The 23,037-nt window shown below is 63.5% G+C and carries 19 protein-coding genes; 7 read left to right on the top strand and 12 right to left on the bottom strand.

Features of this window, described 5'->3' with window-relative positions:
* Positions 1-2: 2 nt before the first annotated feature.
* The 9 genes from CIT31_RS03085 to puuE form a co-directional block, all read right to left on the bottom strand.
* Positions 3-1,655 (bottom strand): ABC transporter ATP-binding protein, encoded by a 1,653-nt coding sequence (locus tag CIT31_RS03085; RefSeq protein ID WP_029347544.1) that lies wholly within the window; start codon positions 1,653-1,655, stop codon positions 3-5.
* Positions 1,655-2,479, bottom strand: a complete 825-nt coding sequence (locus CIT31_RS03080) for an ABC transporter permease (protein WP_095517402.1) — start codon at positions 2,477-2,479, stop codon at positions 1,655-1,657. The genes CIT31_RS03085 and CIT31_RS03080 overlap by 1 nt, the downstream gene beginning before the upstream one ends.
* A gap of 10 nt (positions 2,480-2,489) precedes the next feature.
* The gene (locus CIT31_RS03075; RefSeq protein ID WP_095517401.1) at positions 2,490-3,449 is read right to left on the bottom strand and encodes an ABC transporter permease; all 960 of its coding nucleotides are present in this window, start codon (positions 3,447-3,449) and stop codon (positions 2,490-2,492) included.
* Positions 3,450-3,465: 16 nt separating this feature from the next.
* A complete protein-coding gene (locus CIT31_RS03070; RefSeq protein ID WP_095517400.1) occupies positions 3,466-5,052 on the bottom strand; it encodes an ABC transporter substrate-binding protein in 1,587 nt (528 codons plus the stop codon).
* Positions 5,053-5,206: 154 nt separating this feature from the next.
* Complete coding sequence (locus CIT31_RS03065; protein ID WP_095517704.1) at positions 5,207-7,192, bottom strand: CocE/NonD family hydrolase; 1,986 nt, start codon at positions 7,190-7,192, stop codon at positions 5,207-5,209.
* 83 nt (positions 7,193-7,275) lie between these two features.
* Positions 7,276-7,869, bottom strand: coding sequence for a nucleoside deaminase (locus tag CIT31_RS03060; RefSeq protein WP_095517399.1), 594 nt, complete (start codon positions 7,867-7,869; stop codon positions 7,276-7,278).
* Positions 7,869-8,372, bottom strand: a complete 504-nt coding sequence (locus tag CIT31_RS03055; RefSeq protein WP_029347553.1) for an ureidoglycolate lyase — start codon at positions 8,370-8,372, stop codon at positions 7,869-7,871. The genes CIT31_RS03060 and CIT31_RS03055 overlap by 1 nt, the downstream gene beginning before the upstream one ends.
* On the bottom strand, positions 8,369-9,232 hold the full coding sequence (locus tag CIT31_RS03050) for a bifunctional allantoicase/(S)-ureidoglycine aminohydrolase (protein ID WP_095517398.1): 864 nt from the start codon (positions 9,230-9,232) through the stop codon (positions 8,369-8,371). Before CIT31_RS03050 ends, CIT31_RS03055 begins: the two co-directional genes overlap by 4 nt.
* A 47-nt stretch (positions 9,233-9,279) precedes the next feature.
* The gene (puuE, locus tag CIT31_RS03045) at positions 9,280-10,713 is read right to left on the bottom strand and encodes an allantoinase PuuE (RefSeq protein WP_095517397.1); all 1,434 of its coding nucleotides are present in this window, start codon (positions 10,711-10,713) and stop codon (positions 9,280-9,282) included.
* Between the two features lie 193 nt (positions 10,714-10,906).
* On the opposite strand from puuE, the gene uraH reads away from it, so the two are divergent.
* The 4 genes from uraH to xdhC all read left to right on the top strand — a co-directional run bounded on the left by uraH (position 10,907) and on the right by xdhC (position 16,258).
* Positions 10,907-11,281, top strand: a complete 375-nt coding sequence (gene uraH, locus CIT31_RS03040) for a hydroxyisourate hydrolase (protein ID WP_029347558.1) — start codon at positions 10,907-10,909, stop codon at positions 11,279-11,281.
* Positions 11,282-11,284: 3 nt separating this feature from the next.
* On the top strand, positions 11,285-12,766 hold the full coding sequence (gene xdhA, locus CIT31_RS03035; RefSeq protein ID WP_095517396.1) for a xanthine dehydrogenase small subunit: 1,482 nt from the start codon (positions 11,285-11,287) through the stop codon (positions 12,764-12,766).
* Positions 12,766-15,114 carry a xanthine dehydrogenase molybdopterin binding subunit gene (gene xdhB, locus CIT31_RS03030; protein ID WP_095517395.1) on the top strand — a complete coding sequence of 783 codons (2,349 nt, stop codon included), beginning with the start codon at positions 12,766-12,768 and terminating at the stop codon, positions 15,112-15,114. The genes xdhA and xdhB overlap by 1 nt, the downstream gene beginning before the upstream one ends.
* 73 nt (positions 15,115-15,187) lie before the next feature.
* Complete coding sequence (gene xdhC, locus CIT31_RS03025; RefSeq protein ID WP_095517703.1) at positions 15,188-16,258, top strand: xanthine dehydrogenase accessory protein XdhC; 1,071 nt, start codon at positions 15,188-15,190, stop codon at positions 16,256-16,258.
* 11 nt (positions 16,259-16,269) lie between these two features.
* Here the strand turns inward: xdhC and CIT31_RS03020 are convergent, their stop codons facing one another.
* From CIT31_RS03020 to CIT31_RS03010, 3 genes are all read right to left on the bottom strand, one after another.
* Positions 16,270-17,556 carry an LLM class flavin-dependent oxidoreductase gene (locus tag CIT31_RS03020; protein ID WP_095517394.1) on the bottom strand — a complete coding sequence of 429 codons (1,287 nt, stop codon included), beginning with the start codon at positions 17,554-17,556 and terminating at the stop codon, positions 16,270-16,272.
* The gene (locus tag CIT31_RS03015; protein WP_095517393.1) at positions 17,553-18,575 is read right to left on the bottom strand and encodes an LLM class flavin-dependent oxidoreductase; all 1,023 of its coding nucleotides are present in this window, start codon (positions 18,573-18,575) and stop codon (positions 17,553-17,555) included. The genes CIT31_RS03020 and CIT31_RS03015 overlap by 4 nt, the downstream gene beginning before the upstream one ends.
* A gap of 75 nt (positions 18,576-18,650) precedes the next feature.
* Positions 18,651-19,571 (bottom strand): LysR family transcriptional regulator, encoded by a 921-nt coding sequence (locus CIT31_RS03010; protein WP_065006098.1) that lies wholly within the window; start codon positions 19,569-19,571, stop codon positions 18,651-18,653.
* A gap of 136 nt (positions 19,572-19,707) precedes the next feature.
* Between CIT31_RS03010 and CIT31_RS03005 the strand changes: the two genes are divergently transcribed.
* From CIT31_RS03005 to CIT31_RS02995, 3 genes are read left to right on the top strand one after another with little or no spacing between them, the layout of a single operon-like run.
* Positions 19,708-20,925: a urate hydroxylase PuuD gene (locus CIT31_RS03005; protein WP_095517392.1), complete on the top strand. Its 1,218-nt coding sequence runs from the start codon at positions 19,708-19,710 to the stop codon at positions 20,923-20,925.
* Between the two features lie 2 nt (positions 20,926-20,927).
* Positions 20,928-22,253, top strand: coding sequence for a guanine deaminase (gene guaD / locus CIT31_RS03000; RefSeq protein ID WP_095517391.1), 1,326 nt, complete (start codon positions 20,928-20,930; stop codon positions 22,251-22,253).
* Positions 22,254-22,273: 20 nt separating this feature from the next.
* Positions 22,274-23,008, top strand: coding sequence for an aspartate/glutamate racemase family protein (locus CIT31_RS02995; protein ID WP_095517390.1), 735 nt, complete (start codon positions 22,274-22,276; stop codon positions 23,006-23,008).
* The last annotated feature ends 29 nt before the right edge of the window (positions 23,009-23,037 follow it).

Genomic DNA, 23,037 nt, shown 5'->3' with positions numbered 1-23,037 from the left:
GTCTAATTGCCCGCGCTGGCCATGCGCCGTCCCTTGATCGCCTTTTCCAGCCAGCCGATCTCCATTTCGGGGACTGAGGACAAGAGAAGGTCGGTGTAGGCATCGAACGGCGGCGCCAGCACCTGGCTTTTCGCGCCGTAGCGCACCACCTCGCCGCGATACATCACCGCGATCGAATCGGCGATCGACTTCACCGTAGCGAGGTCGTGGGTGATGAACAGATAGGCGACGTTTTCCTCTTTCTGCAGCTCGAGCAGCAGCTTCAGGATGCCATTGGCCACCAGCGGGTCGAGCGCCGAGGTCACCTCGTCGCAGATGATCAGCTTCGGCTTGGCCGCAAGCGAGCGGGCGATGCAGACGCGCTGCTTCTGGCCGCCGGAAAGCTCGGCCGGGTAGCGGTCGATGAAACCCTTGCCCATTTCGATCTTGTCGAGCAGCTCGGCGACGCGGGCGTCACGTTGCCTTCCACGCAGACCGAAATAGAATTCGAGCGGCCGGCCGATGATGGTGCCGACGGTCTGGCGCGGGTTCATCGCCACGTCGGCCATCTGATAGATCATCTGCAACTGGCGCAGATCCTCCTTGGGCCGGTCGGCGAGCCGGTTGGCGAGCGGACGTCCATCGAAGGTGACGGTGCCCTCTTCGGGTGGCAGGAGGCCGGTGATGGCGCGCGCCAGTGTCGACTTGCCGGACCCGGACTCGCCGACCACGGCCAGCGTTTGGCCCGGATAGATGTCGACCGAGACGTTCTTCAGCACCTTGATATGGCTGCGGCCATAGGCGGCGGTGATGTTCTTGACCGACAGGAACGGCGTCGTGCCGGGCTTCTGCTCCTGGTGCTCGATCTCATGCACCGAGACCAGCGCATTGGTGTATTCCTGGCGCGGCTCCTTGATGATCTGGCGGGTGCCGCCCCATTCGACCAGCCGGCCATGGCGCAGCACCATGATCTCGTCCGAGACCTGCGCGACGACGGCAAGGTCGTGAGTGATGTAGAGCGCCGCGACATGGGTGTCGCGGATGGCGTCCTTGATCGCCGCCAGCACGTCGATCTGCGTCGTCACGTCGAGCGCCGTGGTTGGTTCGTCGAAGACAATCAGGTCGGGCTCGGAGCACAGCGCCATCGCCGTCATCACGCGCTGCAGCTGGCCGCCGGACACCTGGTGCGGAAAGCGCTCGCCGATGCTTTCGGGGTTCGGCAGGCTGAGCTTCTTGAACAGCGCGACGGCGCGTTTTTCGGCCGCGGCCCGTGTCGCCGTGCCATGCAGCAGCGTCGCCTCGACCACTTGGTCCATCAGTCTGTGCGCCGGGTTGAAGGCGGCGGCAGCCGATTGCGCGACATAGCACACCTCGCGGCCGCGCAGCTTGCGAAAGCCCTCCTTGCCGCCCTTGAGGATGTCGCGGCCGTTCAGTATGACCTCGCCGCCGGTGATGCGCACGCCGCCGCGGCCATAGCCCATCGATGCCAGGCCGATGGTCGACTTGCCGGCGCCGGACTCGCCGATCAGGCCGAGCACCTTGCCCTTCTCGAGCGTCAGCGACACATCATGGACCAGCACGATGTTCTTCGGCGGCTCGCCCGGCGGGAACACCGTGGCCTCGATGCGCAGATTGCGGATGTCGAGCAGCACGGACTTTGCTCGCTGGTCAGCCATTATCCGCGCCCTCCCTTCAGACTTGTCGTGCGGTTGAGCACCCAGTCGGCGACGAGGTTGACGGAAATCGCCAGCATCGCGATCGCCGCCGCAGGGATGAGTGCCGCCGCTATGCCGAAGACGATGCCGTCCTTGTTTTCCTTGACCATGCCGCCCCAATCGGCGCTAGGCGGCTGCACGCCAAGTCCGAGGAAGGACAGCGTCGACAGGAACAGCACCGCATAGATGAAGCGCAGGCCGAGTTCCGAAACCAGCGGCGACAACGCATTGGGCAGGATCTCGCGGAAGATGATCCACATGCTGCCTTCGCCGCGCAGCTTGGCCGCCTCGACGAAATCCATGACGTTTATGTCGACGGCGACCGCCCGCGACAGGCGATAGACGCGGGTCGAGTCGAGAATGCCCATGACCAGGATCAGCGTCACCAGATTGGTTGGCAGCACCGACAGCACGACGAGGCCCATGATCAGCGTCGGGATCGACATCAGGAGATCGACAAGGCGCGACATAAGCGTATCGAACCAGCCGCCGAAAACCGCCGCCGAGAAGCCAAGGATTGCGCCGAGCGAGAAGGACAGCGCGGTGGCCAGCACCGCGATGAACAGCGTGACGCGGGCGCCATAGATCATGCGCGAAAGAAGGTCGCGGCCGAGATTGTCGGTGCCCAGCCAATGTGTCGCCGACATCGGTCCCCAGACATCGCCGACGATCTCCCCATTGTCGTACGGCGCGATCCAGGGCGCGAAGATCGCTGCCAGCACGAACAGCGCCGTCAGCACCAGGCCGATCAGCGCAGGGATGGGGATGCGTTTTATGTCGAGCATGCCCGCTCCCCTATTTCGGATGTCTGAGACGCGGATTGGCGACGATCGCCGCTATGTCCGCAATGATGTTCAAGCTGATGTAGACAGCGGCGAAGATCAGGCCGACCGCCTGCACCACCGGCACGTCGCGCTTGGTGACGTGGTCGACGAGATATTGGCCCATGCCCGGATAGACGAAGATCACTTCGACCACGACGACGCCGACGATCAGATAGGCGAGGTTGAGCATGACGACGTTGATGATCGGCGCAATCGCATTGGGAAAGGCATGCCTGCGGATGACGGCGAATGCCGAAAGCCCCTTGAGCTCGGCGGTTTCCACATACGCCGATTGCATGACATTGAGGATAGCGGCGCGCGTCATGCGCATCATGTGGGCGAGCACCACCAGCGTCAGTGCCGCCGCCGGCAGCATGATCGCCTGCATGCGCTCGCCGAAAGGCATTCCGTCATAGACTGTCGAGATGCCGGGGAAGATCTGGTATTTCACGGCGAAGAAATAGACGAGCACGTAGCCGATGAAGAATTCGGGAAACGAGGTCGAGGCAAGCGCCAGTCCGGAGATCAGCTTGTCGACCCAGCCATTGCGGTAACGCACCGCGATCAGGCCGAGGACGATCGCCAGCGGCACGGCCACGACCGCCGCCCAGAAGGCGAGGAACAGCGTGTTCCACAACCGCCCCTTCATCGACGCCGCAATATCCTGCCCGCTCGACATGGCGGTGCCGAGATCGCCGGTTACGACGCCGCCGAGCCAGCGGAAATAGCGGATAAAGGCCGGATCGTTGAGGCCGAGCTGCTCGCGCAGATTGGCGAGCGACTCCGGTGTCGCCGACTGCCCGAGAATAGCTTGGGCGACGTCGCCGGGCAGGATCTGGGTGCCGGCGAAGATCAGGACCGATACGGCCAACAGCAGGAGAATGCCCAGCGCAATGCGCTGGGCCACCAGTTTCATGATGGGTGAGGACATATCCGCAAGGCCAGGCTCAGGCTTCGAGCCAGCACTTTGCCAGAGCGTACCCGTTCATCAGTTCCTGATGCGGATCGTCGACCCAGCCGGCGACCTTGGCGCCCGTCGCGTCGATGAACTGATTGAACATCGGCAGGATCAGGCCGCCCTCGTCGCGCACAAGGACAGCCATGTCGTGGTACATCGCTTTGCGCTTGGTCTCGTCGAGCTCGGCGCGGGCCGCCAGCACCATCTTGTCGAAATCCGGGCGCTTGAAACGCGTATCGTTCCAGTCGGCCGTCGACAGATAGGCGGTCGAATACATTTGGTCCTGGGTCGAGCGGCCGCCCCAGTAGGAGGCACAGAAGGGCTGCTTGTTCCAGACTTCGTTCCAGTAGCCGTCGCCCGGTTCACGCTTGAGCTCGATCTGGATACCGGCCTTGGCGGCGCTCTGCTGGAAGAGTTGGGAGGCGTCGACGGCGCCGGGGAAGGCGACGTCCGAGGTCCTGAGCAGCACCGCGCCGTCGTGACCAGACTTCTTGAAATGGAACTTGGCCTTGTCGGGATCATACTTGCGCTGTTCGATCTCAGTGAACAGCGGATAGGACGCATTGATCGGGAAGTCGTTGCCGAGCGAACCATAGCCTCTGAGAACCTTGTCGAGCATCTCCTCGCGGTCGATCGCCAGCTTCAGCGCCATGCGCAGGTCGTTATTGTCGAACGGCGCTGTGTCGCAGTGCATGATGAAGACATAGTGACCCGGCCCCGCATGGTTGCGGATGGTGACGCCGGGCAGGCGCTTGATCAGGTCGACGATCTTCGGCTCGACGCGGTTGATCATGTTGACCTGGCCGCCCTGCAGGGCCGAGGTGCGCGCAGTGGCATCGTTGATGACGATGATCTCGATCTGGTCGGCATGGCCCATCTTGTCGCCCTGCCAGTAATTGGCAAAGCGCTCGCCGCCATGGCGCACGCCGGGCTCGTTGATGGTGATCTTGTAGGGTCCGGCCGAGATGCCGGCATCGGCCTTGTCCTTGCCGCCATTGGGCTGGACGATCAAATGGTAGTCGCTGAGCAGATAGGGCAGGTCGGCATTGGCTTCCTTCAGCGTCAGCACGACTTCCTTGCCGCTGGCCTTGATGCTCTCGATGCCCTTCATGTAGCCGAGCGCGCCCGACTTCGATTTCTCGTCCGAATGGCGTTCGAGCGTCGCCGCCACGTCCTCGGCGGTCACCGTCTTGCCATTGTGGAATTCGACGCCGTCGCGGATCTTCAGCGTCCAGACCTTGGCGTCGTCCGACGAGCCGATCTCCTCGGCAATGCGGTTCTCGAGACTGCCTTCCGGGGAGAGCTCGACGATTAGTTCGCCCCACATCTTGCCGAAGGCGAACGGCACCTGGGTCATGAACAGGGCCGGATCGAGGCTGTTGGTGGACTCGCCGCCGACCAGGCCGGCCTTCAGCGTGCCGCCCTTGACCGGACCCGCGGCGCGCGCCGCGCTTGAAAGCAGCGAGTTGGCGAACGTCGCGGTGACGCCGAGTGCTGCCGCCCTGCCGAGAAAATCACGACGGCTCAGTTTGCCGGATGCGACGCGCCGGCTAAGAAATTCCAGTTCGTTCGACATGTTGTTCCTCACTCTGTTGGTTCGACCTTGTGGTCGTTTTTTATCGTTTCTTGTGAGGAGAATAATGACCGCAACGGAACGCCGTAAGCAAGACCGAATGCGACATGCCGTGGCGTAAATCGTACGTCGCAATTGGATCAATCCGCATAAGCGCTCAAAGCAGAGCGCGCGGGATTTTCTCTTCGAAATTGCGCTCGAAAACCAGTTTCTCGCCTTCATAGGCTTCGATTCTGGCGTTAACCATGAAGTTTTGCGCGTCGGACCGCATCTCGGCGAAGGTTTCGGTGCGCACCGACCATCGATTTCGCGACAGCGTCTGCGTCCAATGCGTCTTGCCCGACGCTGACAGCGGATTGTCGGGATTGATCGCCCATGTCTCTCGCGCGATGCTGCCATTGGCGAGGCCATGCTCCAGATCGCGCACCTCGCCGAAATCGTCGACGATGGAAAGCGTGACAATTCCGGTCTTCTCGTCGCGATCGACATGACGTTCGGAATTGGCAGCGCGGATCGTTTCGGTCGCCCAAGGCGATGCTGCCTCGGGCGTGGGGAACGTGACTTCATCGCCTTGCGCCAGCGGGCGCAGCGGCAATTTCAGCGTCGCCGCCGACAGGTCGAGCCGGACCGGTTCCGGAGATGGCCAGATCATCGGCCAGTAGGCGTTCGAAACGGCAATACGCAGGCGATGGCCTGATGGCACGCGATAGGCGCATTGGTCGAGCACCACCCGGGCGCTGACAGTTTCGCCCGGCACCAGCGCTTGCGGGAATTCGTGCGAGTTGTGGTGCGTCAGGTTGAGCACGCCGTAGGAGATCAGCTCCGATGCGCCGTCGGGATGCACATCGCACAGCCGGATGGCGATGTTCGCTTGAGGCCGGTCGGACGAAACCCTGACCAGCACTTCCGGTGCGCCGACAATGTCGATCGCCTCAGTCAGCGCCGGCTGGTCGAAACACACCGATAGTGCATCGTCCGGGCGCTGCTCGCCGGGCAATTCCGGGCCGAACGTGAAGGGAAAATATTCGCCGCCGGCAAGGCCGCAGGTTTGCGGTGAAGCCACGATGATCGGCTTGCTGCCTTCTGCGATCAGCTCGACTTCCTGCGTCTTGATATCAGACGACGGCCACACCGGTTCCGCGACCCAGCGGCCTGGCCGCTCCTGATGCCAGCGTGCGGGGCGGACGCTGTCCATGACATAGGCGCGGTAGGCCGGGTCGCCCTCGACGCCGGCGTCGATGTCCTTCAGCCAGCGGTCCCACCAGCGCAAGGCCTCCTGCAGGAAGCCGATGCGCGGTTCGGGTGCGGCATAGTGAGGGTATTTGTGGATCCAGGGACCAACGATCCCTTTGACCGGCGCCTCGATATTGGCGGCGAGATGGGAAATGGTATTTCGATAGCCGTCATGCCAGCCGCCGATCGACAGCACCGCAGCTTGGATGGCCGAATAGTCCTCGCAGATCGAGCCGCGCTTCCAATAGGCGTCGCGGTGCTGATGCTTCAGCCACAGCGGCGCCAGGAAGGGCTGATTCTCCAGCCGGGTCAGCCACAGGTCGCGCCACCTGACGTCGCCGGCCAGCAGCGGATCCGGCGGCCGCGAGGAATAGGACAGCATGGTCGAGGCCCAGCCGAAATTCTCGATCAGCAGGCAGCCGCCCTTGTAGTGGATGTCGTCGGCATAGCGGTCGACGGTCGAGCACAGGCTGATGACTGCCTTTAGCGCCGGCGGCTGCTTGGCAGCCGTCTGCAGGCAGTTGAAGCCGCCCCAGGAGATGCCCATCATGCCGACACTGCCGTTGCACCAGGGCTGGGCCGCCGCCCAGGCAATCACGTCGCAAGCGTCCTGCAATTCCTGCTCGGAATATTCGTCATCCATCAGCCCTTCGGAATCGCCATTGCCACGCATGTCGACGCGGATCGAGGCGTAGCCGTGGCCCGCGAAATAGGGATGCGTCAGCTGATCGCGAAAGATCGTGCCGTCGCGCTTGCGGTAGGGCAGGTGCTCGAGGATCGCCGGCACCGGATCGTCGGCAGCATCGGCCGGCATCCATACCCGCGCCGACAGCCGGCAGCCATCCGGCATGACGATGCCCATGTCAGGAAATTCGACGACCTTGCGGGGAAATTCTGTGACGGTTTTCATGCGGCGCTCCTGGCTGGCCGCATGATGGAGCTCGAGCCTGCCGCGTCGTGGGCCAGCCAACGAATTCGGCTGGTCAATCCGCGTCAACTCAGCGGAATGTCGTTTTCGGCCTTGCTTGCCTGGTAAGCGCTGGACAGTTCGTCATAGCGCGCCGAGATCTTGCCGATCCGCGTTTCCAGCCGCTGGCGCTCGGCCTCGGCCAACGACCGCACCAGTTTGCGGATCGAAAAGCTCTTCCAATAGGCGTTCTCGGCATTGTAGCCGCCGGCGTCGAGGGTGAAGACCTCCTTCAGGATCTTCAGGTCGTGCGGGATGGCGAAGCTGTCGCGCGAATCTTCGTGCGAAAACAGATAGTAGAAATTATCGAAGCCGGTCCAGGTGATCGCCGACAGGCACAGCGAGCAGGGTTCGTGCGTGGCGAGGAAGATCGCGTCCCTGGTATCGACGCGCTCGGCCTTCGGCATTTCATAGAACCGCTTTAGGCAATGCACCTCGCCATGCCAGAGCGGACTTTCCGTCTCGTTGTTGGTTTCGGCGAGCACCAGCGAGCGATCATCCTTTCTCAGGATCGCCGCGCCGAACAGCTTATTGCCGTGGGCGACGCCTTCGGTGGTCTTCGGTATGATGTCGTGCTCGATCACGTCGAGCAGGCGATCGATCAGCGAGACGTCGGCCATCAGGCGGTCCCGTCGGGGAGATCGATCTCGTAGGCGTGCGAGAAATGGCACTCTTCGAGATTGGAGCCGTCGCCACCGCGGTCGACGACGAGAAAGTCCTGGGCCTCGCCGATCGGCGTCAGCACGCCGTGCCACCGATTGCGCGGATAGTTGACGCCTTGCCCGGGCGCGGTGATGAAGGCGTGCGGCTCACCAGGGCCGTCGTCGCCATCATGGCAGACGACGACCAGGAACGGCCGTGGCGACAGCGGGATGAAAGCCTGGCTGCCGAACGGGTGACGCTCGACCATGGTGAGCTTCAGCGGAAAATCGTAAGGCGTGCCGCGCACCATGGAGATCAGCACGCGCGCATTCGGCCCTAACGCTTCGGCGGTGGCGAGGTCGTGATAGCGCTCGGCCTTGCCGCCATTGATCGGATAGTGATTGTCGCCGCCCATATCGATGACGTCGCCGAATTCGGCGAAGGTCTCGCGGGTCAGCGGCCGGGCGACGATTCGGGTCATGGCGCGCGACCCTCGAAGCCCACCCCACCAAGCTTGGCATGCCGGTTGACGTCCTTGTAAAGCAGGTAGCGGAATTTTCCGGGACCGCCGGCATAGCAGGCCTGCGGGCAGAAGGCGCGCAGCCACATATAGTCGCCGGCCTCGACCTCGACCCAGTCCTGGTTGAGGCGGTAGACCGCCTTGCCTTCCAGCACATAGAGCCCGTGCTCCATCACATGAGTCTCGGCGAACGGGATGACCGCGCCCGGCTCAAGCGTGACGATGGTGACGTGCATGTCGTGGCGCATGTCGGCCGGATCGACGAAGCGCGTCGTCGCCCATCTGCCTTCGGTGCCCGGCATCGGCGTGGGCGCGATGTCTCGTTCCTTGGCGAAGAAGGCTTGCGGGACATCGATGCCCTCGACGGCGTCGTAAGCCTTGCGGATCCAGTGGAAGCGGACAGCAGCACCGCTCTCGTTGCGAACGGTCCATCCGCTGGCCGGCGGCAGGAAAGCAAAGCCACCCGGCTGCAGGACATGTTTCTCGCCAGCCAGCAAAACGGTCAGCTCGCCCTCAACCACGAACAAGGCGCCTTCGGCGCCGGCATCCGGTTCAGGCCGGTCGCTGCCGCCGCCGGGCGCGACCTCGACGATATATTGCGAAAACGTCTCGGCGAACCCCGACAGCGGGCGCGACAGCACCCAGACGCGGGTCTTTTCCCAGAATGGCAGGGCGCTGGTGACGATGTCCTGCATCACCCCCCTTGGAATGACCGCATAGGCCTCGGTGAAGACAGCCCGGCCGGTCAGCAGCTCACTCTGGCCGGGGTGGCCGCCCTGCGGCGCGTAGTAGAATCGGTCGGCCATCTTGATCGTGTCCATGAGTTCAAAGCCTATTGCGGAGCCAAAGCCTATCGCGGAAGCCAAGGCTATTGTGAAAGCATGTCCCTGAGGCGGAGCAGTGCGATGCGCTCGACCTGTTTGCAGGCGGTGTCGAATTCAACGTCGTGGCTGTTGCCGCTGCGCGCCTCGAACTCCGCCAGGATTTCCGCCTTAGTCTTGCCTTTCACCGCGATAATGAAGGGAAAGCCAAAGGAAGTGTCGTAGGCGGCATTGAGTTTGGAGAACAACTCGCGCTCCTTGTCGGTCAGCGCGTCGAGCCCGGCGGAAGCCTGTTCCCTCGTCGATTCCGCCGACAGCCGCTTGGCCTGCGCCAGTTTGCCGGCGAGGTCGGGATGGGCCTTGAGCACGGAGAGCCGCTCGGCCTCGCTGGCGCCGCGAAAGACGCGGCACAGCGCATTGTGGAGGCCGCCGGCACTATCATGCGCCGGGCCGAGTTCCAGTTCGAAGGCGCGCTCGGCGATCCACGGCGAATGCTCGAACACGCCACCGAATGCATGGACGAAGGCCTCGAACTCCATTTTCGACGGGCGCAGCGCCGGCGGCCGGAAGGAATGGGTCTCTTGCCAGTGCCTGGCGATATCGATGCGCCGCGCCAACCAGACCCTGTCATGCGATCTGACGTAGTCGACGAAGCGCTTCAGCGCCGCGGCCCGGCCCGGCCTGCCGACGAGGCGGCAGTGCAGGCCGATATTCATCATGCGCGGCCTGCCTGCCTTGCCCTCGGCGTAGAGCGTGTCGAAACTATCCCTGAGATAGGCGAAGAACTGGTCGCCCGAGTTGAAGCCCTGCGGCGTGGCGAAGCGCATGTCGTTGGCATCGAGCGTATAGGGGATGATGAGCTGCGGCTTTGTCGACCCGTCCGGCCCGTCATGCTCGAACCAGTAGGGCAACTCGTCGTCATAAGTGTCCGACACATAGTCAAAGCCGCCTTCTTCCGCCGCCAGCCGCACGGTGTTGATCGACGTGCGGCCGGTGTACCAGCCTGCGGGCCGCGCCCCAGTGACCTCGTAGTGCAGCTGGATCGCCGCTTCCATGTCGCGGCGCTCGTCCTCCGGCGCATGGTCGCGGTAGTCGATCCATCTCAGCCCGTGCGAGGCGATTTCCCAGCCGGCATCCTGCATCGCTGCGACCTGGTCGGGCGAGCGCGCCAGCGCTGTGGCGACGCCGTAGCAGGTGACCGGTACTTCAGCCTCGGTGAACAGGCGCAGCAATCGCCAGAAGCCGGCGCGGGCGCCATATTCGTAGATCGATTCCATGTTCCGGTGGCGCTGCCCGGGCCATGGCGCGGCGCCGACGATCTCGGACAGGAAGGCTTCCGAAGCCTTGTCGCCATGCAGGACGCAGTTCTCGCCGCCTTCCTCGTAATTGACGACGAACTGCACTGCGACATGCGCCCCGCCAGGCCACTTCGGATCCGGCGGATTGGCGCCGTAGCCGCGCATGTCTCGTTCGTACCGCATCGTTGCTCCTGCCGGATTGTGTGATCAGGATAGTCGAAAGCGCCGCTTGCGCATTCCCCCGAAAATTTTGAAAGTGTTTTTGCAGCACTCCGCTCGACCGGGACTTATGCATCGCCTTTAATTGGCGCACAATTCGTCAAACATGTTCGGCTGTACCGGGCATGTTCGACTGTACCGGGAATGGGAGCAGCCAGTGGCGGAAACGTCGAAAGCCGAAGGCGGACGTCTGACGACCCATGTCCTCGACACCGCGACCGGCCGGCCGGCGGCAGGTCTGTCGATCGAGCTTTACCGCATCAACGACGATATGCGGACGCATCTGAAGACGACGGTCACCAATGCCGACGGCCGCTGTGACGCGCCGCTGCTTGCCGACGCGGAATTCCGCACCGGCGAATACGAGCTGGTCTTCGCGGCCGGCGACTATCTGCGCCGGCAGGGATTGAGGCTGCCGGAACCGGCCTTCCTCGACAGCGTGCCGATCCGCTTCGGCATGGCCGAGCTGGTGCACTATCATGTGCCGCTGCTTATATCGCCCTACGGCTATTCGACTTACCGAGGGAGCTGACACATGGCCGGGCTCAAGACACGCAATGAGATACGCTTCATCCTCAATGGCGAGCATGTTGCGCTGACCAGGGTCGCGCCTGAGGAGACCTTGCTAGACTGGCTGCGGCTCGAGCGCACGCTGCGAGGCACCAAGGAAGGCTGCGCCGAAGGCGATTGCGGCGCTTGCACCGTGCTGATCGGAAGGCTCTCAGCCGGCCGGCTGGTGTATGAAAGCGTCAATGCTTGCATCCGCTTCCTCGGTTCGCTCGATGGCACGCATGTCGTGACCGTCGAGCATCTGCGTGGCGACGGCGATAGGCTGCATCCGGTGCAGCAGGCCATGGTCGACTTTCACGGCTCGCAATGCGGCTTCTGCACGCCGGGCTTCGTCATGTCGCTTTACGCTCTGTGGATGCGGTCGCCGGAGCCGTCGGATGCGGCCATCGAAAAGGCGCTGCAGGGTAATCTCTGCCGCTGCACCGGCTACGAGGCGATTGTCCGCGCCGCGCGTGCCATCTTCAGCTACGGCAAGGCGGCAAAGGACCCGCTGGCTGCGGAGCGCAAGGCGATCGCCGAGAAGCTTGCGGCCATGAAAGACGGCGAGCGCATCGAGATCGGCGCCGGCAAGCAGCGGCTGGTCGTGCCGGCCGATGCCGACGACCTCGCCGCCGTGCTGGACAAGGAGCCGGGCGCCACCATCGTTGCCGGTTCGACCGATGTCGGCCTGTGGGTGACCAAGCATATGCGTGAGATTTCGCCGGCGATCTTCATCGGCAATCTCGACGGGCTCTGCGCGATTTCCGAAGATGAGGGCGTCATCTCGATCGGCGCCGGTGTCACCTATACGGAGGCGTTTTCGACGCTGGCGAAACGCATCCCGGCGCTCGGGCCGCTGTTCGATCGCATCGGCGGCGATCAGGTGCGCAATATGGGTACGATCGGCGGCAACATCGCCAATGGCTCGCCGATCGGCGACACGCCACCGCCGCTGATTGCACTCGGTGCGCGGCTGACGCTGCGCCGGGGCAACAAGCGGCGGACGATCTCGCTCGAAGATTTCTTCGTCGCCTATGGCAAGCAGGTCCGGCAGCCGGGCGAGTTCGTCGAGGCCGTGCATGTCCCGGTACCCGCGAAAGGCACGAAGTTTGCGGTCTACAAGATCACCAAGCGCCGTGACGAGGACATCACCGCAGCACTTGGCGCATTCCTGCTGACCCTGGCCAAGGAGGGCACGGTGGCGGAGGTGCGCATCGCCTATGGCGGCATGGCGGCAACGCCCAAGCGGGCTTTCAGCGTGGAAAAGGCGTTGCTCGGCAGGCCTTGGACCGAGGCGACAGTCGACGCGGCGATGGCCGAATATGCCAGGGATTTCACCCCGCTGACCGACATGCGGGCGAGCGCCGAATACCGGGCGCTAGCGGCACGGAACCTGCTGTTGCGCTTCTTTGCCGAGACCAGCGGCACCAAGGCGCCGATCCAGGTTTCGCGGCACGAGGCGGCGTGATGACCAAGCACGCTCCCAACCTCAAGGCGCAAAAAATTTCCGGTGGCGTTGCCGCCGACCAGCGCCATGATTCTGCGTACAAGCATGTCAGCGGCACGGCCGTCTATATCGACGACATGCCGGAATCATCAGGCACGCTGCATGGCTGCCTCGGGCTTTCGACGGCCACGCACGCCACCATCACCAGCATGGACCTGTCGGCGGTGCGCGCAGCACCCGGGGTCGTCGACGTGCTGACGGCGAGCGACGTGCCGGGTGAAAACGACATTTCGCCGACCGGCCGTCACGACGAGCCGGTGCTGGCCGACGGCAAGGTACAATTCTTTGGCCAGCCGATCTTCTGCGTCGTCGCCGAAACGCGCGAGCAGGCGCGCCGCGCCACAAGGTTGGCCAAGGTCGAATACAAGGAATTGCCTTTCGTCACCGACGTCGGCGTGCTCGATCCCAGCAAGGACAAGCTGGTCACGCCGCCGCTGACCCTGAGGCGCGGCGATGCAGCGGCTGCGATCAAAGCGGCGCCGCGTCGGCTGAAGGGAAAAATGCGCATCGGCGGTCAGGACCATTTTTATCTCGAAGGCCAGATCGCCATGGCCATTCCCGGCGAGGATCAGGACGTCACGATTTATTCCTCCACCCAGCATCCGAGCGAAGTCCAGCACATGGTCAGCCATGCGCTCGGCGTGCCAAGCCATGCCGTCACGGTCGAGATCCGCCGTATGGGCGGCGGCTTTGGCGGCAAGGAAACGCAAGGCAACCAGTTTGCCGCGCTCGCGGCGATTGCTGCGAAAAAACACCACCGCGCGGTGAAAATCCGGCCCGACCGCGACGACGACATGATCGCCACCGGCAAGCGCCACGACTTTCTGGTCGATTACGAGGTTGGCTTCGACGACGAGGGCAATATTCTCGGCGTCGATTTCATGTTCGCGGCGCGCTGCGGCTTCTCGGCGGACCTTTCAGGCCCGGTCACCGATCGCGCGCTATTCCACTGCGACAATACCTATTTCTGGCCGGCGGTTCATGCGCAATCGGCACCGCTCTACACCAACACCGTGTCGAACACCGCCTTCCGCGGCTTCGGCGGGCCGCAAGGCATGGTCGGGGCCGAGCGCGTCATCGACGAGGTCGCCTTTGCCGTTAGCAAGGACCCGCTCGAGATCCGCAAGAAGAACTTTTATGGCACCTCAGACCGCAACGTCACGCCCTATCACCAGACGGTCGAAGACAACATCATCCACCGCATCGTCGCCGAACTGGAGGCGAGTTGCGACTATGCGCGGCGTCGCCGCACCATTGAAGCCTTCAACGCCAACAGCCGCTTCATCAAGCGCGGATTGGCGCTAACGCCGGTCAAATTCGGCATCTCGTTCACCGCTACGCATTACAACCAGGCCGGCGCGCTGGTGCATGTCTACACCGACGGTTCGGTGCATCTGAACCATGGCGGCACCGAAATGGGGCAGGGCCTCTACGTCAAGGTGGCGCAGGTTGTGGCGGAAGAGTTCCAGATCGACCTCGACCAGGTCAAGATCACCGCAACGACGACCGGCAAGGTGCCGAACACCTCGGCGACCGCCGCGTCGTCAGGTTCCGACCTCAACGGCATGGCGGCGCAGAACGCAGCCCGGCAGATCAAAGAGCGGCTGACCAATTTCGCCGCCGAACAATACCAGGTGCCGCGCGACCAGGTGCTGTTCCTGCCCAACCGGGTGCGCATCGGCAACCAGGAGATCGCCTTCGCCGATCTCGTCACGCAGGCCTACATGGCCCGCATCCAGCTTTCGGCGGCGGGCTTCTACAAGACGCCGAAAATCCACTGGGATCGCGACAAGGGCGAGGGTCGCCCCTTCTATTATTTCGCCTACGGCGCCGCGTGCTCGGAAGTGTCGGTCGACACGCTGACCGGCGAATACATGGTCGAGCGCACCGACATCCTGCACGAGACCGGCCGCTCGCTGAACCGCGCCATCGACCTCGGCCAGGTCGAGGGCGGTTTCATCCAGGGCATGGGCTGGCTGACGACGGAGGAACTTTGGTGGGACGACAAGGGCCGGCTGCGCACCCATGCGCCGTCGACCTACAAAATCCCCTTGGCCTCGGACCGACCGAAGATCTTTAACGTGACGCTGGCCGACTGGCCTGAGGCGCACGAGCCGACGGTGCACCGCTCCAAGGCGGTCGGCGAGCCGCCGCTCCCGCTCGGCATGTCGGTGCTGCATGCTCTGTCGGATGCGGTGGCGAGCGTTGCCGACCACCGGATCTGCCCGCGCCTCGATCCACCGGCGACGCCGGAGCGTGTGCTGATGGCGATCGAACGGCTGAAGAGGGAAGCCAAGACCAGCACGTGACCAGTCTTTGGAATCCCAGAAAGCGTGCAATTCAGGCCGAAAACTCTATATTTCCCGATAGGGAATGCGAATGATGACCTCGAAAGTGCAAAGCTTGAAAGCCTTTCTTGCCGACGCCGGCCGGGTCGCCCTGGTCGAGGTGGCCGGGACAAAAGGTTCGACGCCGCGCGAGAAGGGCGCCTTCATGCTCGTCTCGGGCGCGGCAAGTTTTGGCACGATCGGCGGCGGCCAACTCGAATACATGGCAATCGACAAGGCGCGGCAGATGCTTTTCTCCCCCGTTGAGGGGGGTGAGGAGAGGTCGGCCAATGGCCGAGAAAAAGCCAACGATTTGGCTTTTTCAGCGACGAACGCCCGGAGCCATAGCGAAGGGCAGGCCGCGAAGCGGCCAGAGGGCGTCGTCTCAGAAGGCATCGCCAGAGCGTCGAGCACTGCCGCGGCGATCCCACCCGACGGCTTCGCCGCCGCCCTCCCCTCAAGGGGGAAGGATGTCAGCGCCACGCTCGATATCCCGCTCGGACCCGAAATCGGCCAGTGCTGCGGCGGCAGGGTCGAGGTGTCGATCCGGCTGGTCGACGCTGCGTTGGCGCAAGAGCTGATTGCGGCCGCGCAAGCCGAGGAGGCTCAACTGCCGCATGTTTACATCTTTGGTGGTGGTCATGTCGGCCAGGCGTTGGCCTCGGCGGTGGCCTTGCTGCCGGTCCGTGTCGTCGTTGTCGAGACGCGGGTCGAGGCGCTGGAGGGCATGCCGGACACGGTCGAAACCAGCCTGACGCCAATGCCCGAGGCTGTGGTGCGCGAGGCTCCGCCCGGGAGCGCCTTCGTCGTCCTCACCCACGACCACGCGCTGGATTTCCTGATCGCCACCGAGGCGCTGAAACGCCGGGATGCCGCCTATGTCGGCATGATCGGCTCGAAGACCAAAAAGGCGACGTTCAGGAGCTGGTTCCTGAAGTCAACGGACGGCAGCGAGGCGGAATTTGCCCGCCTGGTCTCGCCGATCGGCGGTGAAACGGTCAAGGACAAGCGCCCGCAGGTGATCGCGGCACTGGCCGCCGCCGAGATCATGACGGCGCTGGCCGCGGATGCCACGGCGTCAGCCGCTCCGCACCCCGCCTCTCGTGGCAAGGCAATGGCCGGCTGACAGCCAAGCGCCTACAGCCTGCTGCTCACATCGGCCGTTTCATACCCCAGATGGTCGCGCAGCGTGCTGCCTTCATAGTCAGTGCGGAACAGGCCGCGCCGCTGCAGCTCCGGCACGACAAGCACGGCAAAGGCATCAAGCTCGCCAGGAAAATAGGACGGCATGACGTTGAAGCCGTCTGCCGCGCCACCCTCGAAGCGTGCCTCGAGCTCGTCGGCGATCTGGGCCGGCGTTCCGACGACGCGCCAGTGGCCGCGAGCGCCGGCGAAATGGCGGGCAAGCTGGCGAATCGAAAGGTTGTCGCGGCGCGACTGCTCGATGACCAGCGCCTGCCGGCTCTGCATGCCTTCGCTGGCCGGCAGCTCCGGCAGCGGCCCATCTATGGGATAGCGCCACAGATCGGAAATGCTGAGATAGCTGGAAAGCAACGCCACGCCGACATCGTCGGGGATCAGCTCCTGCAGCTCCTCATATTTTGCCGTGGCTTCCGCTTCGGTTGCCGCCACGACCGGCGCGACGCCCGGCATGATCTTGATGTCGTTCGGCTCGCGCCCATAGGTCGCCAGACGCCCCTTGAGATCATCATAGAAGGCCTTCGCCTCCTCGAATGTCTGCGCTGCCGTGAACACGACATCAGCGGTCCGGGCGGCAAGATCCCTGCCCTCGTCCGATGCTCCGGCCTGAACCATGACCGGTGCGCCCTGGGGCGAGCGCGGCAGATCGAGTGGGTCCCGCACTGAAAAGCTTCTGCCGTCGTGACCAGGTCCGGAAACCCCGTCCAGCTTGCCTTGCCAGAGTGCGGTAACCACGGCAGCGAATTCTCGCGCGCGCTCATAACGGTCGGCGTGCGGGCGCAGGCCGGTCGCGCCGAAATTAGCAGCTTCGATGTGGCTGGCGGAGGTGACAAGGTTCCAGCCGGCACGGCCGCCACTCAGATGATCGAGCGACAAGAAGGTCCGCGCCAGCCCGTAAGGCTCGGTATAGCTCGTCGATGCCGTGGATACGAGGCCGATGCGGCTGGTCTGGGCCGCGAGAGCCGAAAGCAGGCTGATCGGTTCGAAGCCGATCGAGCGTGACGTCTGGCTGGCGATGTTGATATCGGCCTCGCGCACGCCGGCGGCGTCCTCGCAGAAGATCATGTCGAATTTCGCCGCCTCCGCCGTTCGCGCCAGCTGGATGTAGTGCTCGATGTCGACGCCTGCCGTCACATGCGCTTTTGGGTGGCGCCAGGCGGCAATGTGGTGGCCTGTTGCCCACAGGAACGCCCCGAGCTTCATCTGACGTCGATGGGCGGTCATCGTTCATCTCCCCCAGCAAGTCCGAGATGGGAGCGCAGCGTCGCGCCGGGATAATCCGACCGGAGAAGGCCGCGACGGCGAAGCTCCGGCAGCACGAGGTCGACGAAATCGTCGAGCACAGATAGCGCCGGTGGCATGAGTATGTTGAAACCATCGCAGCTTTTCGATCGGAAGGGCTCTTCGAGCCTATCCGCGATCAGGTCCGGCCTGGCGGCCATGTCAGCACCCGGCGCGACGGTCATCAGCACCTTTGTCGCGCCAGGACTGCGCCCGAACGCAAGCGCGTGGCGCTTCAGATCGTCGGGCTTCGCGCCCGCGATCGATGGCTCGTCCAGCAGGATGACATCGGCGAAGCGGGCGGCGATCTCCATGTCGGGCTCCGACAGGCCTGACATGACGAGCACCGGCATATCCTGCGGCGAGCGTGCAACGTTCAGTGGCCCGCGCACAGAGAAAAACTCGCCCTTGTGGTCGAGCAGGTGCATCTTTTCGGGATCGAAGAAGCGGCCGCCGCGCTGGTCGAACAGCAGGGCATCCGCATCCCAACCTCTCCACAAGCCCCGCACGATCCCGATGAATTCTTCCGCGCGTCGGCGGAAATCGTCGCGGGAAAACCCTTCCGGACGGCTGAAATTGGTCGCCTCGCGCGGATCGGGGACCATGCTTGCGTGCCACCCGGCACGGCCATGGCTGATGACGTCGAGCGATGCGAAACGGCGCGCGAGGTTGTAGGGCTGGTGGGCGACCGTCGACGCCGCGGCGACGAGGCCAATCCTGCTGGTAATCGTCGCAAGCGCTGCCAGCAGGGTCGTCGCTTCGAAGGGCACTTGCCGGTTCGGTGCGTCGCCGCCTGCAGCCGGCGCGGAATCAGCAAGCAGCACCATATCCAGCCCGGCCGTCTCGGCCTTTTGCACAAACCGGGCCAAAAGAGTGAAATCCGGACCGGCGTCGGATGGAGGGGAAAGAGCGCTTTCCGGAAACAGTGAAACGGCGAGATGCATTTTGGCACCGCTGGCCATCGGTCTTCCCTGGTGAGTGAATTCCGCAGGGACTATCTTCGCCGGCTTGACGGGACGCAACCGGCCAGCCGGCGATCATTTGCCTGCCAGAATATCCTTGATCAGCCGTTGGCAGCGCTCGGCCATGAAATCGAGCAGCAGCCGCACCTTCGGGTCCTGCAGCTTCTTGTGCGGGTAGACGGCGGCGAACTGCACCGGTGTCGGCGGCGTGTCGGGCAGGATCACCTTCAGCCGCCGGTCGCGGATGAACGGCTCAACCTCGAAGCGCGGCTTGTTGATGATGCCGCGGCCGGACAGCGCCCAGCCGGTCAGCACGTCGCCATCGTCGGTGTCATAAGGCCCATGCACTTCGAATTTCCGCGGGCCGTCAGCCGTCTGCAGCGTCCAGACGTATTCGCGCGCGCCGGAATAGCGAAGCATCAGGCAGTCGTGCTTTTTGCCGATCAGTTCCTGCGGCTCGGCCGGCTCACCGCGCGTCTCCAGATATTTCGGCGCCGCCACCAGCACCCGCTCGCACTCCATGATGCCGCGCATCCTGAGGCTGGAGTCCTCGATGATACCGAGCCGGAAGGCAACGTCGATGCCTTCCTTCATAATGTCGACATTGTGGTCTGAAAGCCTCAGCCGCACCTCGATATCAGGGTATTTGTCGTGGAAATCTGGGATGCCCGAGGCCACCAGCCGCCGGCCGAGGCCGAGCGGCGCTGTCACCTTGATGGTGCCGCGCGGCTGGCCTGACAACGCGCTGACCGCGGCCTCCGCCTCGGTGACCGCCTCAAGCACTTGCTTGGCGCCGGAGTAGAACACCGTGCCGTGCTCGGTCGGCATTAATTGCCGCGTCGTGCGGTTGAATAGCCTGACACCAAGGTGCTTTTCGAGCTCCTTGATGCGGTTGGAGGCGACCGCCGGCGAAATGCGCATGTCACGGCCCGCCGCCGATAGATTGCCAAGCTCGACGACGCGAACAAAAACGGCGATGTTGTCGAGGTAGGCCATGCGGCTTAGGGCTCTCATACGGCGTAGGGATAACCCTAATATTTTCTATTTTTTTTTGAAAGTCATCGTGCAGCTCGGCCCTTTCCGTTTGCGGTCCAGTCCGTAAAGTCAGCCGATCGGCAGGGACGACTTTTCAATGTTGGATTTCGCGATTTTCTGGGACTGGCTGAGTTTCGCCGTGCGCTGGCTGCATGTCGTCACCAGCATAGCGTGGATCGGTTCGTCCTTCTATTTCGTTGCGCTCGATCTTGGCTTGCGCCAGCGACCGGGCATGCCTGTCGGCGCCTTCGGCGAGGAATGGCAGGTGCATGGCGGCGGCTTCTATCACATCCAGAAATATCTGGTGGCGCCGGCCGAAATGCCCGAGCACCTGACCTGGTTCAAATGGGAATCCTACGCCACCTGGCTGTCGGGCTTTGCCATGCTGTGCGTCGTCTACTATGCCGGGGCGGACCTGTTCCTGATCGATCCCAATGTGCTTGCCATGTCGGTGCCTACAGGCATCTTGCTGTCACTGGCGACGATCGGCGTCGGCTGGGTGGTCTACGATCTCTTATGCCGTTCGCCGCTTGGCAACAGCGACACCGGCCTGATGCTGGTGCTCTATGGCGTGCTGGTGTTCATCGCCTGGGGTCTTACCCACCTGTTCACCGGCCGCGCCGCCTTCCTGCATCTTGGCGCTATCACCGCAACGATTATGTCGGCCAATGTCTTCATGGTCATCATCCCGAACCAGAAGATCGTCGTCGCCGACCTGATCGCCGGCCGCAAGCCCGACCCGAAATACGGCAAGATTGCCAAGCAGCGCTCGCTGCACAACAATTACCTGACGCTGCCCGTTTTGTTCTTGATGCTGTCGAACCACTACCCGCTGGCGTTCGGCACCGAGTTCAACTGGGTGATCGCCTCGCTGGTTTTCACCATCGGCGTGCTGATCCGGCACTATTTCAATACGATGCATGCGCGCAAGGGTAACCCGACCTGGACCTGGCTGGCTGCGGCCGTCCTGTTCGTCGCCATCATGTGGCTGTCAACGGTGCCGAAAGTGCTGACCGGCGAAGTCAAGGCGACCTCTGCGGCACAGGTCTATGTCGCCTCGGCGCACTTTCCCGCAGTGCGCGACACGGTGCTTGGCCGCTGCTCGATGTGTCATGCGCGGGAGCCATCCTACGAGGGCATCTATCACGCGCCGAAAGGTGTGATGCTCGACACCGACGCCGGCATCGCCGAGCAGGCCCGCGAGATCTACCTGCAGGCCGGCCGCAGCCACGCGATGCCGCCCGCCAACGTCACCCATATCACCGACAAGGAACGGGCGTTGCTGGTGGCATGGTTCGAGGAGGCAGGGAAATAAGCATGACCAGCACGCTCCTGCGCGGCCGCACGCTGTCCTTCCTGCGCTGGCCTGAGACCGTCGACGATCATTCCGCCTGGCGCTACGAGGATGACGGCGGCCTGCTGCTCCGCGACGGCAGGATCGCTGCCGCAGGCGCCTATGCCGACGTCGAGAAAAAAGCTGATGAAGGCGTAAAAAAGATCGACCACCGCCCGCACCTGCTGCTGCCTGGCTTCATTGACGCGCACGCGCACTTTCCGCAGATGCAGGTTATCGCTTCCTACGGCGCCGAGCTGCTCGACTGGCTGAACACTTACACCTTTCCCGAGGAAACCAAATTCCAGAACGCCCAGCATGGCCGCCGCATCGCCAGGCTGTTCCTCGACGAGATGGTGCGCCACGGCACGACGACAGTCGCCGCCTATTGCTCGGTCCACAGGGAATCGGCCGAAGCGTTCTTCGCCGAGTCGCATGACCGCAACATGCTGAACATCGCCGGCAAAGTGATGATGGATCGCAACGCGCCGGAGGGCGTGCTCGACACGCCGCAATCGGGTTATGACGACAGCAAGGCGCTGATCGCCGAATGGCACGGCAAGGGGCGCCAGCACTATGCCATCACACCGCGCTTCGCCATCACCTCATCACCCGAGCAGTTGGAGATGGCAGGCGCGCTCTGCCGCGAATATCCTGATCTGCACATGCAGACGCATCTGTCGGAAAACCACGCCGAGATCGCCTTTACGCTGCAACTTTACCCCCAGGCACGCGACTATACCGATGTCTACGAGCATTATGGGCTGCTCGGGCGCAAAAGCCTGTTCGGCCACTGCATCCATCTGTCGGAACGCGAGGCGGATGCGCTTTCGGACACGGGCTCGGTGGCCGTGTTCTGCCCGACCTCGAACCTGTTCCTCGGCTCGGGCTTGTTCGACTATCAGCGCTACCGCACGCGTGACAAAGCCCTCCGCATCGCCGCCGCCACCGATGTCGGCGGCGGCACCAATTACTCGATGCTGCGCACCATGGACGAGGGTTATAAGGTGATCGCGCTGAATGGCGAGAAGCTCAACCCGTTCCAGTCGTTCTGGCAGCTCACCCGCGGCAATGCCGAGGCGCTGTCGGTCGTGGAAAAAGTCGGCACGCTCGACCAAGGCAGCGATGCCGACATCATCGTCCTCGATGCCCGCGCCACGCCGGCCATGCGGCTGCGGATGGAGACGGCGGACACGCTGGCGGAGGAACTGTTTCTGCTGCAGACACAGGGCGACGACCGCGCCGTGCGCGAGGTCTATCTCGCCGGACGTGCGATGAAAAGCGATCTGGGACTTAACGTCGGGCTATGAAGTAATCGGTGGGTTCAAGCATGACAGTGCGCCAGTCCAAGCTGATCGGAATGGTCGGAGGAATGAGCTGGGAGTCGAGCGCCCTCTACTACCGGCTGCTGAACGCGGCCGCACATCGCCGGCTTGGCGGCCATCACAATGCGCGCTCCGTGCTGTTCACGCTCGATTTCGACGAACTTAACACCATGGCTTCCATGGGTCGATGGGATAGCGTCGGTGAAAGAGTTGCCGAGGCCGCGCGGTGCCTGGAAGGGGCCGGGGCAGACTTCGTGATCATCACGGCGGTCACCCCGCACTCGGTTGCAGATCAGGTTGAGGCGGCGATTGGTATCCCGTTGCTCCATCTGGCCGATCCGACTGCAGTTGCGATCCGCAACCGGGGTTTCTCGCGCGTCGGACTTTTGGGAACCCGATACACGATGGAGATGGATTTCTTCAGACAACGGCTCAGGGACCGTCATGGCCTCGACGTGATCACGCCGCTACAGGAGCAGCGCACCGCTCTGCACCGGATCATCGTTGACGAGCTGACCCTGGGCGCCGTCAAGAACGCCTCCAAGGCGGCGCTCCTGCAAATGGCGCGTGATCTCCAGGCCCGTGGCGCGGAAGCGATCATCGTCGGCTGCACCGAACTGCCGCTTCTGCTCGACACGGACGACTATCCTGTGCCAGCCTTCGACGTAACGGTTCTTCATGCCGAGGCCGCGGTCGATCTGGCGCTGGAGACGGATCCGCGTGAAGCATCCGAGGCTTGACCCGGCGGCAACCATCGGTCAAAGCGTGG

This window comes from Mesorhizobium wenxiniae, assembly GCF_002284535.1.
In the GTDB taxonomy this organism is placed as follows: domain Bacteria; phylum Pseudomonadota; class Alphaproteobacteria; order Rhizobiales; family Rhizobiaceae; genus Mesorhizobium; species Mesorhizobium wenxiniae.
This window is presented reverse-complemented; position numbering and strand designations above follow the sequence as displayed.

Coding starts and splice junctions, on each gene's coding strand:
- CIT31_RS03085 (WP_029347544.1), bottom strand. CDS start 1,655: ATGGCTGACCAGCGAGCAAAGTCCGTGCTGCTCGACATCCGCAATCTG.
- CIT31_RS03080 (WP_095517402.1), bottom strand. CDS start 2,479: ATGCTCGACATAAAACGCATCCCCATCCCTGCGCTGATCGGCCTGGTG.
- CIT31_RS03075 (WP_095517401.1), bottom strand. CDS start 3,449: ATGTCCTCACCCATCATGAAACTGGTGGCCCAGCGCATTGCGCTGGGC.
- CIT31_RS03070 (WP_095517400.1), bottom strand. CDS start 5,052: ATGTCGAACGAACTGGAATTTCTTAGCCGGCGCGTCGCATCCGGCAAA.
- CIT31_RS03065 (WP_095517704.1), bottom strand. CDS start 7,192: ATGAAAACCGTCACAGAATTTCCCCGCAAGGTCGTCGAATTTCCTGAC.
- CIT31_RS03060 (WP_095517399.1), bottom strand. CDS start 7,869: ATGGCCGACGTCTCGCTGATCGATCGCCTGCTCGACGTGATCGAGCAC.
- CIT31_RS03055 (WP_029347553.1), bottom strand. CDS start 8,372: ATGACCCGAATCGTCGCCCGGCCGCTGACCCGCGAGACCTTCGCCGAA.
- CIT31_RS03050 (WP_095517398.1), bottom strand. CDS start 9,232: ATGGACACGATCAAGATGGCCGACCGATTCTACTACGCGCCGCAGGGC.
- puuE (WP_095517397.1), bottom strand. CDS start 10,713: ATGCGGTACGAACGAGACATGCGCGGCTACGGCGCCAATCCGCCGGAT.
- xdhA (WP_095517396.1), top strand. CDS start 11,285: ATGGCCGGGCTCAAGACACGCAATGAGATACGCTTCATCCTCAATGGC.
- xdhB (WP_095517395.1), top strand. CDS start 12,766: ATGACCAAGCACGCTCCCAACCTCAAGGCGCAAAAAATTTCCGGTGGC.
- xdhC (WP_095517703.1), top strand. CDS start 15,188: ATGACCTCGAAAGTGCAAAGCTTGAAAGCCTTTCTTGCCGACGCCGGC.
- CIT31_RS03020 (WP_095517394.1), bottom strand. CDS start 17,556: ATGACCGCCCATCGACGTCAGATGAAGCTCGGGGCGTTCCTGTGGGCA.
- CIT31_RS03015 (WP_095517393.1), bottom strand. CDS start 18,575: ATGGCCAGCGGTGCCAAAATGCATCTCGCCGTTTCACTGTTTCCGGAA.
- CIT31_RS03010 (WP_065006098.1), bottom strand. CDS start 19,571: ATGGCCTACCTCGACAACATCGCCGTTTTTGTTCGCGTCGTCGAGCTT.
- CIT31_RS03005 (WP_095517392.1), top strand. CDS start 19,708: ATGTTGGATTTCGCGATTTTCTGGGACTGGCTGAGTTTCGCCGTGCGC.
- guaD (WP_095517391.1), top strand. CDS start 20,928: ATGACCAGCACGCTCCTGCGCGGCCGCACGCTGTCCTTCCTGCGCTGG.
- CIT31_RS02995 (WP_095517390.1), top strand. CDS start 22,274: ATGACAGTGCGCCAGTCCAAGCTGATCGGAATGGTCGGAGGAATGAGC.